Consider the following 13,658-nt stretch of genomic DNA (forward strand, 5'->3'; position numbering starts at 1 on the left):
CACCTCGTGTTTTGGACAATAACGCCGATGGGTGGAGCTATCGCGTCAGCCCTGCGCGACAGCTCTTGCATAACGGATTTATTTAGCAGGGTTTGGACCGATGTGCTCGCCATGTTGCACCCGCTCAGGCGCCTTATGCACCATGGTGTAGGCATAATCCACACCCATCCCGTAGGCGCCGGAATGTTCCTGCACGATCCCCATCACGGCTTCATAGGTCTCCTTGCGCGCCCAATCCCGCTGCCATTCGAGCAGCACCTGTTGCCAGGTAACCGGTACGATACCGGCCTGAATCATGCGGTCCATGGCGTAGTTGTGCGCGTCGACCGAGGTGCCACCCGAGGCGTCGGCAACCATATAGATTTCATAGTCTGTATCGCGCAGGCAGGACAGTGCGAAGGTCGTGTTGCAGACCTCGGTCCACAGGCCGGATACGACGATCTTCTTACGGCCGGCAATGGCGGACTCTGCCAAGGCATCACGAACGTTTTGGTCATCCCAGGAGTTCATTGAAGTACGTTCGAGGATTTTGTTCTGCGGATATACCGCTAGCAACTCAGGGTATGTATTGCCAGAGAAACCCTCGGTTTCCACAGTCGTGATGGTGGTAGGTATGCCGAACGCTTTGGCAGCCTTGGCCAACCCCACGACATTATTTTTCAGCACCTGCCGATCTATCGACTGCACACCAAAGGCCATTTGGGGCTGGTGGTCGATGAAAATCACTTGGCTGTTTTGCGGGGTCAGTATTTCTAAGTACTTGTTGGACATGGCGCATTTCCTTTAGTAAGTAGAGCAATACGAAAGCGGCGTTATGCGTGGCTGCGCAAGCAGAACGCTACCCGTCCTGGTAGGGCTAAAAGCCACTTTCCGGACGAGTTCAGGGGTGCCGAAAAGCCCCTTGAATTTACGAATGCAGCATTGTTCAGCCGCGTTCGCGGGGTTCAGTTAAATGCCCGAAAAACGCTTGCCAAGCTGCTTTTGCAAGTGCACATCATCTGCGGCTAATTCGCTCCCACCTTGAAGGGAAGTGCATCTTTGGATGTCTTCACGGTCCATGAACCGGACTGCCGGAACGAACTGGCAGACGCGTAGGTATCTTCCATGAACTGGAAATAGGTCATCTTTCCATCCTGAACTTTCGCATGGATGGAAAACGGTGATGTGAACAGATGTCCGACCGCCACGGAGCGGTAGGTGAACTTACCGAAAATCGCGACATCTTCGCCGGAAGCGATTTTGGTAGTAATCGTAAAGTCTTCGATTTTCCAGTAGTTTGAGACCTGCAAAAACAAAGAGCTAAAGGCTTTGGGACCTTTGTTTGTGCCGGTCCACGGCATGATTTTTCTGAGTTCTGGATTGTCAAAGTTTAGAGAAACATAGGTGGCGTCTGGAGCTGCCAACCTCATTGCCGCGGCTTCGACTTTATCGGGTGCGGTATTGGCCAGGAATTCCACGACAACCGCTAGTGAAGCAGCAGATTGCGCTTCAGTAGCTGACTGCGCCGACGCTGGAGTGATTGTTACTAACCATGAGGCGAGCGCCATTGCTGCAGTGATCAATTTGATGCTTCGAGTATTCATGAGCTCTCCATTTATGAGTACGATTTTGCGATTCGCGGTCATCCAACCCATGTTGCAAATAGCGACGCGTCGAAAAGCGACAAGTGGTACTGGAGCAAGGGCTATGCCAATTTTATAAACCTTATATAAATCGATATTTATCAATGACATATAGCTTAATGTGAGATCGCGAGTATCGGGCTCGGAGTTTATCGAGGGGCTTGTTTGATCATTTGATGAAGTCTCGGCGAGGTTTTGTTGATTTGATCAATCCAGCTCAAGCGTGGTCCACGGTGAACCGCCAGGCCGCCACGCAAAGTCACTCAAGACTCTCGTCATGCAACAAGCCGCTTTTCTTCAGGCGATAGGCCAGTGCCGGCCGGGTCAAGCCGAGCATGCGAGCGGCTTGCGAGACGTTTTGGTGTGAAAGCTCCATGGCGCGGCGCATCAGCCGTTCTTCCACAGCATCCAGGCTGATGTTTTTATCAAAGATCTGCGTAACCCAATCGGGACAAGGTTCTTCACCGCCAGCCTGAACCAACGCGCCATCAGAGTTGAGACGATCACCGTGCGAATCGTCTGTTTTTGGGAAGACTGCAAAGAGTGCATCCTGGCCTATGGTCTCGTTGCTGTCGGTCAGGATGACGCCACGCTCAATCGTATTTTCCAATTCGCGAATATTCCCCGGCCAGGCGTAGCGGCGACACAATTCAAGAGCTTTGTCTGATAAACCCAGCGTTCGCTTGTGATATTGCAAGTGAAACTTGCTTATAAAGTGCTCGGCCAGCAGTGGCAGATCTTCAAGTCGCTCGCGCAGTGGGGGAATCTGCACCGGAAACACATTCAAGCGGTAATAAAGATCGGCGCGAAACCGGCCCGCTTCGACGGCGTCGGCGAGGCTTTCATTGGTAGCAGCGATGACTCGCACATTGATCTTGCGGGTTCGGGAATCGCCTACCCGTTCCAGTTCACCCTCTTGCAGTACCCGAAGTAATGTCGCCTGCGCTCTGGGCGTCAGCTCCACCACCTCGTCTAGAAAAATCGTCCCTCCGTTGGCCCGTTCAAAGCGTCCTGGGCGGGTTTGATTGGCGCCGGTAAAAGCGCCTTTCTCAACACCAAACAATTCGGCTTCAATCAGGTCCTGAGGAATGGCAGCGCAGTTCACTGCGACAAACGCTTGCTCGGCGCGATCACTGCGCAGATGCACGCTCCGTGCGATGACCTCCTTGCCGACGCCAGTTTCTCCGAGCAGCAGGACGGAAATTTTTCCTTTGGCAGCCTTGTCGATCATCTTGCATACCTTCAAATAGGCAGGCGAGCGCCCTACTCCATAGAATTGAGCTTCCTGCTTCTCCAGGCTTCTACGCAGAGAGCTGATCTGTGATTGCAGTTCATACAGCTCCTCGATGATTGGGTCGGCTTGAAAGTACTGTCTGAATTCTGCGGCGTTCTCCCATTCCTCGGCAGGTTTACCAATAATGATGCAGCGCTCATCCCCGCATCCGCGACAGGTCGTTTCTTGGATGATGATTTCGCGTTTCATGAATGAAGAACTGTACGCACAGGCGTAGCCCAACAAACACCAACAAACTGGTTCCTCCATCAGGCCGACTTCAGTCAGGCAAGTCTCGACCTCAAAGGAGTCAATCCATTCGAGCTCGCAATAAAAATGGCCGCTCTCCTGATCCAGCTCTAACTGAATGGGTTTCGCATTGACCATACCTTTGAGGGAATGCAGTTGCGGGCCGACCAGAAACATCTGCAACTGCGGACTGTCTGGTCTGAGCTTGCGGGCCATTTCCGCATCCTTGAGTCCAGACTGGTAGCCAAGGCGCAAGAAGAACCCCTTGGCGCGCTCGACGCCGAGGCTATTGATGAGTTCACGGCGAAAATTAGCCATCGCCGATACCTGCATCAACAACATGCGCTGCTCGCCAAACCAGATCTTGCCTTCCGTGCTTTGAAAACGAACCTGGTCGCTCAGGTCGTGAAAGCCGGAATAGTGGAGCTCAGGGTTGTAACTGACAGCCATTGAGAGAGACCTCGATTATTGTTTTGAGCGGTCTTGATCAAGCTGTGGCGCCGAGTGAAAGCACCCAAACAATCGATCGCGATATGAAGGGATTTTAGTCCATTGCTACGCAGTGCCAGCGGGCCTCCCGATGCAAAGACATGACGGTGCACGGACTTCGCGGGCAGATGAAGGCAGTTACCAAGCGCCAAAGTCACAGCCAGGCTTAATGTTGGTGATCTGGCCCGAGCCGGCCATGTGCTGTGTTGGACTAGGCATTGGTCATTCGCAATATCCCAGCAGATTGCGAATGCACGCCTTCAGTATCGGCCGTCGATGAACGCGGGAATGGGGCCCTCCCCGGCAACGCGGTACTTCATTGGCCCCCCACTCCCGTGCTGATCAACCTTCAGCGGGTACAGGCGTGTCGAGCAATTGCTGCTCCCACAGATAAGCAATGCCGCTACCTGCAGCATGCTGGAGAAGCACATCGGTTACAGCGCCTGCCGTATCGAGGCGTGCCCAGTCGCGTTGCCATTCAGCCATGACTGCCAACCAGGTCATGACATTTGCCCCGGCGCCGACCATGCGTTGGATGGCGACTTGATGGGCTTCGACCGAAACGCCACCGCACGCGTCGGTGACCACGGTAACGTCCCAGCCCTCGCCTAGTGCTTGAATCGCTGGCATGGCGACGCAGACCTCAGTCCACAGGCCAGCCAGGACCAATTGCTTGCGGCCTGTTGCCTTGACCGCGTCCACTACTTTCTTGTCTTCCCAAGTATTGATGAGCGTTCGGTCAATCACCTCCTGACCGGGGAAAACGTCGGTGATTTGCGGAAAGATCCAACCGCCACGCTCGGCAATCACACTGGTCAGAATGGTCGGGACGTTAAACGCCTTCGCAGCCTTCGCCAATGCTGTCGCACAGTTGACCGCTGCGTGCGGATCGTGGCTATTGAGATTGGTGAGTTGAAAAGGCTGGTGGTCGATCAACACAAGTACGGAGTCTTCTGGACGAAGAAGCGAAGCAAGACCGTTACGAAAAGCCATTAATCCATCCTCTTGTTGCCGTGGGTTGGCACGTTTATTTGCGGGATCAGTTTCCGTGCAGCGCGCCTTATGAGCGGCGATGCCTCATGCACTGTGCAGCGCCCTCAAACCTTCGGGTAGTAGCAGCGAATGACTAACTGTGTCGCGCAATGAGGAACGCCACGGTTTTTGCTCCCATTCTCTGGCGATGGCTTCACGGCTTCATGACGACGCGCCCCAGCGGTTTGCTTCGCTCCGCGAAGTCATGCGCAGCAGCCTGCGATAGGGTAAAGGCCCGTTCAATGACAACCCGTATACGCTCCCGCAATACATCCTGTAGCAGCTTGTCGACACTCGCACGCACTGCCGGCCGCTCGAAAAGCGGCCCCATGTACGCACAGATCAGGGCGTCCCCGGGAACCGCTATTGGCGCCAAGGCGCGAACTCCGTAATGTGCAGTTCAGATGTACGTTCTGGTAGTCGCATTCCGTGCGTAGCTGCGTGGCAAAAAAAGGAACGTGGAAATGGATATAGAAGAGCTTGAAACCTTTGTAGAAGTGGCCGATGCCGGCGGCATTTCCCGTGCGGCAACGCGCCTGGGCATGTCGAAATCTATCGTCAGTCGCCGGCTTGCCCGCCTGGAAGCAGAGCTGGGCGTGCAACTGATGGCGCGTACCACCCGCGGTGCGGCCCTTACCGAAGCTGGGGCGACCTTCCGCGACTACGCCGCCAGAATATGCGCTGAGGCCGAGTCGGCACGCGATGCGATCTTGCCTTCCGGCGAGCTTCGTGGCCGCCTGCGGATCGCCGCGCCCCTGACTTTGGGGCCAATACATTTCGCGCCGATCCTCGCGGAAATGGCCAGGCGTCACCCACAGCTTCATGTGCAAACGAACTACACCGATCGTTTCGTTGACCTCATCGCCGAGGGGTATGACTGCGCGATACGGGTGGGCTACCTGCCCAATTCCAACATGATCGCCCGGTGTATCGGACCGATCTTTGGCCAATTGGTAGCAAGCCCCGTCTATATCAAGGCGCATGGAGCGCCCGAAACACCCGACGAAGTCGTCAGCCACCAAGCACTGATGCAAGGCAATGAATCGTGGTCATTCATGGATGGTGACACGATGGTTACGGTGCGCCCGCAGGGAACGTTTAAAGCCGACAATGGCACCGCATTGCTGGCCGCAGCTTTGGCCGGCATCGGCATTGCCTGGTTACCTGACTGGGTCACGCATGAGCATTTGGCGAGCGGCGCACTTGTAGCGATCATGACGGATTATCCGCCGCCTCCAGCAGGCGCTTATGTAGTTCGACCGCCAGGCCAGCACCCTGCGCGAAAGATAAGGGTGCTCACCGAATTGCTGCTTGAATACTGCGACCAGGCGGCACATATTCCTGAGTCGCCACAGAGCTGAAAGACCCGATTGCAAGCTCCCTTCGAGTGAGTCCTGAAAGCAAAGTATGGATACCAGGCTTACTTATTGATCCATCAGAGCTATCGCGGCTAATACGTCCAGTCCTGATCAGCGCACCCGAATATTTCTCCAAAGTTTCATTCCTCACTCGCGAATAACGCCAACACCCGGTTGGATGTTCCGATTTGTGCGACACAGTAATACAACCCACGAGACTACAAACCAAGGAAGTGGATCCCTAATATCCGCCTCCGTATCGGCACGCTTGCACCATCCCTGGTGAATGCGCGCGGCCAAATAACTGCATGCCAGACAGGTGAGTAATGATCGATTTGGAAGGAAAACGTGCGTTGGTGACGGGAGGAGCTCGCGGGATCGGCGCCGCTATCGCAGTGGCACTGGCAGAGAATGGCGCCGATGTTGCGTTCACCTGCCAGCAGTCGACGGAAAAAGCTGAGGCAGTGGCCAAATTCATCGCTGATAAAGGGCGTCGTGCTATCGCGATTCAAGCCGACAGTGCCAACCCGCAAGCCATTGAATGCGCAGTCGCGCAGGCCATCTCGACGCTGGGCGGCCTCGATATTCTCGTCAATAGCGCGGCTATCGGCTTGAAGGGAATGATCGCCGACATTGATGTAGACGACTATCAAGCACTGATGGATATCAACGTGCGAGGCCCCGTCCTGTTCGCAAAGGCGGTCATCCCGCATCTGCCCGCTGGCGGAAGAATCATCACAATTGGCTCGGGACTGGCAGAGCGGGTGCCCTTTGCGGGTGTAACAGCCTATGCAATGTCCAAGTCGGCGTTGCTCGCATTCACCCGGGGTTTGTCACGTGAACTCGGCCCCACCGGCATAACCGTTAATCTTGTTCAGCCGGGATCGGTCGACACCGACGCAAATCCAGCCGACGGCCCCGCCGGCGACTTTCAGCGGAACCTGTCGTCCCTGGGACGTTTTGGCGAGCCTCGCGAGGTTGCGAGTGCGGTGGTCTATCTGGCCAGTCCTGCCGCGAGCCTGATCACTGGCGCCATCCTGACCGTGGACGGCGGTGCGATCGCTTGACTAACGCTCATGCAGCTGTCCGCAGTGGACGTCTGCCATGGACTGTTGGTCAGGGGTTGAAACGCACTAATGGCCATTTGCAAAGGCAGGAAGCATTGGATATTGATGATCTTCGAACCTTCGTCGAGGTAGCCGACGCGGGCGGTGTTTCGTCGGCGGCCCGGCGACTGGGTGTTGCGAAATCGATAATAAGCCGCAGGCTTCTGAAGTTGGAAACCCAACTGGGTGTGCAGCTATTGGCCAGGACAACCCGTGGTGCTGCTGTCACCGAAGCGGGAGCCGCCTTGCGAGAGTATGCGGCGCGGATCGTCGCTGAGTTTGACGCGGCCAGGGACGCCATTGTTCCAGATGGAGACCTTCGAGGCCGCTTCCGGATCGCAGCACCGATCTCGTACGGCCCGACACATATTGCCCCCGTGCTTGCTGAAATGGGGCGACGCCACCCTCTCCTGCACATTCATGCAAGTTACAGCGATCGTATCGTCGATCTGATTGGCGAGGGCTTCGATTGTGCTATTCGGGTCGGCCATTTACAGAGCTCCAATTTCATCGCAAAGCGTGTGGGTAGCATTCACGGCAAACTCGTGGCAAGCCCAGGCTATGTGAGTACACATGGAGCGCCAGAGGCTCCCCACGAGATTCTTGCGCATGAATCTCTTATGCAAGGTGCGGAAACCTGGCGGTTTATGGATGGCCAAAAGTCCATCATGGTTAATCCCCAAGGGCGCTTCAAGGCTGACAATCCTGTCGCGCTCGCCGCGGCAGCCGTTGCAGGTCTGGGTCTTGGGTACCTTTCTGACAGCGTCATCGACGAGCACATCAAATCTGGCGCATTGGTGTCCGTCATGCACAGATATCCCCCTGTTCCGGCGGGTATTTACATTGTTCGCCCCCAAAGCCAGCACCCTGCGCGAAAGATACGGGTGCTGACGGACATGCTGGTCGATTGGTTCGCAGATGTGAGCCCGGGCAACGTCCTCTCCCTTTAGAAGGCAAGCCACTCGGGACGGCGAGCGTTCAATCTATCCAATTGCCGGACGCATCTTCCACTCGTAGTTCCTGCACAACCATGCCATTCGCCTGCATGCAGGCGCTGAGCTGCGCATGTTTGCCTAAGATCAATCGCCTGAGTAGAATGCGATTCATTATCAATCATGTATGTCCCGGGATGCCGATGCGTAGCGACGAAACACTAGGTACTGCAGATCCAGGGCTGCTCTATCGCACCCACTTCTCGTGGTTACAGGGCTGGCTGGTCCGACGCATTGGCTGTCGCGATAATGCCGCAGATCTGGCGCAGGACACCTTTGTGCGTGTGCTCAAACACCGTCATCAGTCCGGCGCCCTGCGCGAGCCACGCGCCTATTTGAGCAGCATTGCCCGCGGTCTGATGATTGATCAGTATCGTCGTCGCGAACTCGAACGTGCCTACCTGGAAAGCATCACCTTGCTGCCTCAACACGAGGTTCCATCGGAAGAAAGCCGGCTGATGATTCTCGATGCGCTCGAGCGCATAGACCGTCTGCTTGACTCGCTTAAACCAAGAGTACGCCAGGCGTTTTTATTTGCCCGACTCGACGGTCTGACCTGCGCGCAAATCGCCGAAAAGCTCGGAGTTTCCCGCGCGACGGTGGAACGCGACCTGGCCACAGCCCTGCAACATTGCTATCGCTTGCGTTATGTCGAGGCCTGAGCCCGAGGCGCTGGATCCGGCCATTGTCGAGCAGGCGATCCAATGGCTGGTGCGCCTTCGCTTCAATCAAACCGATGAACAGACACAGCGCACTTTCGAGCACTGGCTGCAGCAGCGCCCGGAGCATGCGTTGGCGTGGCAGCGTGTGGAAACGCTGGGAGATGAATTCGAAGGCGTGCCAGCTCATCTGGCTCGACAAACCCTTAAGGGCGCCCGGCATGGAATGCGCCGGCGGGAGAGCCTGAAGCTACTGGGCATATTGGCGACTGTTGGCACGGCAGCCTGGCTCGGCCGCGACTACACCCCCCTGCCCTCCATGCTTGCACAGCAGCGCAGCAGCACCGGTGAGCAGCGACATTTCCAACTCGACGATGGCAGCCTTATCCAGCTCAATAGCGATAGCGCCGTCGACAGCGAGTTCGACCCCCAGCGACGCCTGATCATCCTGCGCCGTGGTGAAATCATCGTGAATGTCGGCGCGGATCAACACTCGCCGCAAGCGCGACCGTTGTGGGTGCAATCACGCGACGGGATCATGCGAGCCCACAGCTCGCGCTTTCTGGTGCGCGAGCGTGACGACGGCACTCTGGTCGCAGCTCAGGAAGGATCGGTCACGGTTTTTCCCGGTTCCGGTCAAGCGTCTGCGAGCCGCAACGTTCTGGCAGGAAACCAACTGCTGTTCACATCAAACGGCGCCCGAGCGTTCAGGGACATCGGCCTTGATCTATGGGCTTGGAGTGACGGAGTGATCAGTGCGAACCACATGCGCCTTGGTGACTTTATCGCGGAGTTGTCGCGTTATCGCCCAGGAGTCTTGCGCTGCGCCGAAGAGGTCGCTGATCGACGCGTTTCCGGTACTTTCCAGCTCGCCGACAACGATCGGGTCCTGGCATTGATCGCGCAGTCACTGCGCCTGCACATTGATTACCGAACCCGTTATTGGGTCACCGTGAGCGCTGCCACCTGAGTCCGCCTGAATATTTTTCTGCTACCTGAAAAATAATGAGGTGGTTTCTCATTCTCGTTCGACCTGTAAGGAAGGCCGGAATACAGGCCAGTCTGCCGATGTCCTTTCTTGGAGCGAGAAAATGAGTTCGTCCCCTGTTTCGCAGCGCCATCCGTTAAGTCGTGCCATGCACGGTGCGATTTTGGGTTTGATCGTGAGCAGCTATGCATTGCCATCGCTGGCGCAAACCTCGGGCGCTGACCACAGCAATCAAGTTAAACAGTGGAACATCGCCCCCGGCCCACTGGCGCCGGCGCTTGACCGCTTTGCGCGCGAGGCTGGCATCAGTCTTTCCTTCGACGCCTCGAGTGTGGCGAACCGCACCACGGCTGGCGTGAATGGCGCGCTCGATACGTCCGCAGCGCTGTCATCCTTGCTCCAGGGCAGCGAATTGCAGATCGAACAGCAAGGCCCAAATGCTTACCTGCTGACCCCTCAAGTAAAAACCGCCGGCCCGCTGGAGCTCGACGCAACGGCTGTTGAGGATTACCGTCTCGCCCCGCTCATCATCAATGCCAAGGTCCGGGTCAGTGCCGACGACGACGCCAACTCGGTGGTGGCCAAGGAACTCTGGGTGGGCGGCAAGGTGGCAACCAGCATTCTCAATACACCGGCATCGGTGTCGGTGGTGACCAACAAGGAAATGCAGCAACGCAGCGTCAGCACCACGGAAGAAGCGCTGCAATACACGCCGGGCGTGGTCAGTGATTTCTATGGTACGGATGATCGCAACGACTATTTCCAGATCCGCGGCTTCCAGGCCACCACCTACCGTGACGGCTTGACCCTGAGTTCGATGCGTGGCGTGCGCGAAGATCCGTTCGCCTATGAGCGCATCGAGATCCTGCGTGGCGCCAACTCCACGCTGTTCGGCCCTGCCGACCCGGGCGGTTCGGTGAATTTCGTGACCAAACAGCCGCGCTTCGAGAAGTTTGGCCAAGGCTATGTCACCTACGGTTCGTTTGATCATGTCGAGACCGGCATCGATGTCGGCGATGCGCTGAACGACGAGAAAACCTTGGCCGGCCGCTTTACTGCCAAAGGCCAGAACAGCGACCGCGAATACGACCACTCGCAGGACGACAACCAATTGTTTATGGGTGGCCTGACCTGGGCACCGACGGATTACACGTCGGCCACGATGATTCTGGACTACCTGAAAACTGAAAGTTCGCCCAACAGCGGCGGCTATCCGCTGGATCGGGAATACGACCGCAGCAAGTTTTATGGCGAGCCCAGCTACAACTTCCACGATGTCGAGCGCACCAGCCTCAGCGGTAACATCACCCATGATTTCGACAACGGTTTTGTGCTGCGCAGCAATCTGCGTTACAGCCAGTTGACCGATGATTTTGGCTACGTGTACCTCAGCGACAGCGCTGCACGTGTCGGTACCAGCGTCGATCGATACCTGTTTGGAACGGACACTGACGCCGACCAGTTCAACGGCAATCTGATGCTGCAATACGATGCCCGCTTCGAGAACATCGACAGCAGCAGCCTGGTGGGCGTGGAGTATCTCGATTCGACCACCAAGGAAAGCTCGGTCTACGCGCTTACAACCCCGATCGACATTGCCAACCCCGTGTTTACTGGCGTTCCACGCTCAATCGCGCCGTATGCCGTCAACAAACGAGACGCAACCACCAAGGCCGTCTTCCTTCAGCAGAACCTGTCGTTCTACGAGCGTTTCATCGTCACCGGGGGCGTGCGCAACGACTCGATGGACCTGACCAGCAAAGGCTTGCAATCCACTGAGAAAGACAACTTCTCCGAAACCTCCTACCGAGGTGCGTTGACCTATATCGTCAACGATGAAGTATCAACCTACGTGAGCATGGTCGAATCCGTCTCGCCGCCGCAGGTTGGCGTAACACCGCAGACAGGCAGGCAGTACGAAGTGGGCGTGAAGTACGCGCCGATGGGGATGGACGCACTGTTCTCCGCCGCGGTGTATGACCTGACCCAGGAAAACGTCACCATCGCCGTGGTGCTGCCGAGCGGCATCATCGAACAGCAGACGGTGGGTGAATCACGTGCACGCGGCCTCGACCTGGAGGCCAAGGCGCAGGTGACGCAGAACCTCAGCCTGATCGGTGGCTATTCCTACATGGAGTCCGAGGTACTGCGCGGTTCGTTGTACGACGGCAGTTCCCTGAAGGGTAACGAGTTCGCCACGGCACCCAAGCATTCCGCTTCGCTCTGGAGTTACTACGACGTACCCGCCACTGATGTCAGCGTGGGCCTGGGTGCGCGCTACGTCGGCGCTTATTACTTCGATGCAGCCAACTCCGGCAAAAGCGATGGCACCACGCTGTTCGACGCCGCCTTCAACTACAAGATCGCCAAAGGCACCGACCTGGCGGTGAATGTCAGCAACCTGCTGGATGAACAGCACGTGGTCGGCTCCGGCACCGCGAACTTCTACAACCCGGGCCGCGAGATTACCGCCAAGCTGAGCTACAACTGGTAATTAGGCGGGTAGCCTATTTTCTCGTAAAGGAAACGGTGCCCGCTTTATCGCGGGCACCTTCGACTTGGTTATCAACCGCTGACCTCACGCAAAATTCTCTCGAGCTCAGGACGGGTCCACCTCTCCCAAGGGAATACCTCCCGGTCATCGCCGCTGTGCCAATACTCGCCCGCATCAAATGCCTGATAGATCGAAAATGCCGGCTCGGGCATCTCTGCGTACAAGGACAGATCGACGATATCGCTGATGACAATATTCATCACCTCATCACAGTAATGAAAATCGCGGCCGCCGGTGATAAACAGTCTTCCCACTGAGATCGCCAACTGATTGAGAAGATCGCGGCTGTCGATCTGCAGGTGGTCACACATGACATTTAATTCGGTGTTTGGGGCTTTCTCAATCATCCCCAGTACGTAATCAAGCTCGGCATCACTAAGACGTGTGGCCATGGGATCAAAGTACTCGTGACTTCGGTTTTGCGATGGATTCAGGACAAGCCTGTTAGAAAGCATTTTGGCAGATTTGCTGTTTAGCGACAGCTATGGTTCGAAAGGAGCTTCTGATTGGGTGGTCCCGTTTCCCCCCGGGGCTTATTCGGCAGAGGTCGACTTGGACTGTCATCAGATAAAGGTGACAAAGCGGGTATCGAGACCCGCGCTCACTGGCGCTAGCGAATTCAGATAGTACACAAACACAAGGTGGCCGCTTTTGGGTATTTGGCGATCCGTGACACGGAGATCGCCCAGAAGCGGCTAGTCAGTGTCGATGAAATACGTTAGATGATTCCAGTTTCAAATGAGCAGCGGGCAATACCCAGCTTGATCTACGCTTCAATCAAATAACGCGGAGAACCAGATCATGTCCCTCGCTCCCGGAAGTCTATTGGCCCTGGCTGTGGGTGTCTGCTTTTGCACATCCGTGCTCGGACAAGGGGCAGCAGACAGCGATCCTCCACCGGCGATACTGCCCTTGGCATCCGAAAGTGCGCCGAGACTCATTGCCTACCCGCCGCTTGCCGAGCCGCTCGCCCGTGGAGTGGTCATCATCCAGTTTCGAACAGAGCACGCCAGGATCATGCCGGTATTTGGCAAAGTGGCTGCTGAGGTATCGCCACGCTTAGGTCACCTTCACGTGAGCGTCGATGACTGGAAAGGTACGTGGGCGCACACCAGTGAAGACCCGATTATCCTGGTCGGGCTAACGCCCGGTCATCACAAGGTTCTCTTGGAAGTGGCCGACCCGACGCACCAGATCATCACCAGTACGACAGTGAGTTTTACAGTACCGGAGAAGAAACCGATGGACGCTCCCCGTACTGACGATGATCACGCGGTAAAACCATGACCGCCGTGCTATTCACCGAAACAGGCAACGATCGGCGTCTCTGCCAACG

Annotated in this window: 12 protein-coding genes; 7 read left to right on the top strand and 5 right to left on the bottom strand. The window is 56.4% G+C overall.

Translation table 11 applies throughout. The features are described from left to right. Positions 1-78 precede the first annotated feature (78 nt). The 4 genes from ACMYUN_RS00940 to ACMYUN_RS00955 form a co-directional block, all read right to left on the bottom strand. On the bottom strand, positions 79-771 hold the full coding sequence (locus ACMYUN_RS00940; protein ID WP_122507374.1) for a hydrolase: 693 nt from the start codon (positions 769-771) through the stop codon (positions 79-81). A gap of 233 nt (positions 772-1,004) precedes the next feature. Further along, positions 1,005-1,583: a nuclear transport factor 2 family protein gene (locus ACMYUN_RS00945; protein WP_016774755.1), complete on the bottom strand. Its 579-nt coding sequence runs from the start codon at positions 1,581-1,583 to the stop codon at positions 1,005-1,007. Positions 1,584-1,881: 298 nt separating this feature from the next. Continuing rightward, entirely contained in the window at positions 1,882-3,594 is a 1,713-nt protein-coding gene (locus ACMYUN_RS00950) for a sigma 54-interacting transcriptional regulator (protein WP_415762471.1), read from the bottom strand. Positions 3,595-3,975: 381 nt separating this feature from the next. After that, positions 3,976-4,626 (bottom strand): hydrolase, encoded by a 651-nt coding sequence (locus tag ACMYUN_RS00955; RefSeq protein WP_071172471.1) that lies wholly within the window; start codon positions 4,624-4,626, stop codon positions 3,976-3,978. 503 nt (positions 4,627-5,129) lie between these two features. Between ACMYUN_RS00955 and ACMYUN_RS00960 the strand changes: the two genes are divergently transcribed. The 6 genes from ACMYUN_RS00960 to ACMYUN_RS00985 all read left to right on the top strand — a co-directional run bounded on the left by ACMYUN_RS00960 (position 5,130) and on the right by ACMYUN_RS00985 (position 12,262). Beyond that, the gene (locus ACMYUN_RS00960; protein ID WP_415762473.1) at positions 5,130-6,026 is read left to right on the top strand and encodes a LysR family transcriptional regulator; all 897 of its coding nucleotides are present in this window, start codon (positions 5,130-5,132) and stop codon (positions 6,024-6,026) included. A gap of 323 nt (positions 6,027-6,349) precedes the next feature. Continuing rightward, positions 6,350-7,090, top strand: coding sequence for an SDR family NAD(P)-dependent oxidoreductase (locus tag ACMYUN_RS00965; RefSeq protein ID WP_415762474.1), 741 nt, complete (start codon positions 6,350-6,352; stop codon positions 7,088-7,090). Between the two features lie 95 nt (positions 7,091-7,185). Then, positions 7,186-8,079 (top strand): LysR family transcriptional regulator, encoded by an 894-nt coding sequence (locus ACMYUN_RS00970; RefSeq protein WP_122706226.1) that lies wholly within the window; start codon positions 7,186-7,188, stop codon positions 8,077-8,079. A 185-nt stretch (positions 8,080-8,264) separates the two neighbouring features. Further along, positions 8,265-8,783, top strand: coding sequence for a sigma-70 family RNA polymerase sigma factor (locus ACMYUN_RS00975; protein ID WP_038862146.1), 519 nt, complete (start codon positions 8,265-8,267; stop codon positions 8,781-8,783). Beyond that, positions 8,770-9,750 carry a FecR domain-containing protein gene (locus ACMYUN_RS00980; protein WP_415762475.1) on the top strand — a complete coding sequence of 327 codons (981 nt, stop codon included), beginning with the start codon at positions 8,770-8,772 and terminating at the stop codon, positions 9,748-9,750. The genes ACMYUN_RS00975 and ACMYUN_RS00980 overlap by 14 nt, the downstream gene beginning before the upstream one ends. A 121-nt stretch (positions 9,751-9,871) precedes the next feature. Next, positions 9,872-12,262: a TonB-dependent siderophore receptor gene (locus ACMYUN_RS00985; protein ID WP_415762476.1), complete on the top strand. Its 2,391-nt coding sequence runs from the start codon at positions 9,872-9,874 to the stop codon at positions 12,260-12,262. 71 nt (positions 12,263-12,333) lie between these two features. On the opposite strand, the gene ACMYUN_RS00990 is transcribed toward ACMYUN_RS00985, so the two are convergent. Then, entirely contained in the window at positions 12,334-12,714 is a 381-nt protein-coding gene (locus ACMYUN_RS00990; RefSeq protein WP_415762477.1) for a hypothetical protein, read from the bottom strand. Positions 12,715-13,123: 409 nt separating this feature from the next. On the opposite strand from ACMYUN_RS00990, the gene ACMYUN_RS00995 reads away from it, so the two are divergent. Next, the gene (locus tag ACMYUN_RS00995) at positions 13,124-13,609 is read left to right on the top strand and encodes a DUF6130 family protein (RefSeq protein ID WP_415762478.1); all 486 of its coding nucleotides are present in this window, start codon (positions 13,124-13,126) and stop codon (positions 13,607-13,609) included. Positions 13,610-13,658: the final 49 nt, after the last annotated feature.

The sequence above is a fragment of the Pseudomonas sp. CP4 genome, assembly GCF_047758505.1.
GTDB lineage: Bacteria > Pseudomonadota > Gammaproteobacteria > Pseudomonadales > Pseudomonadaceae > Aquipseudomonas > Aquipseudomonas fluorescens_AO.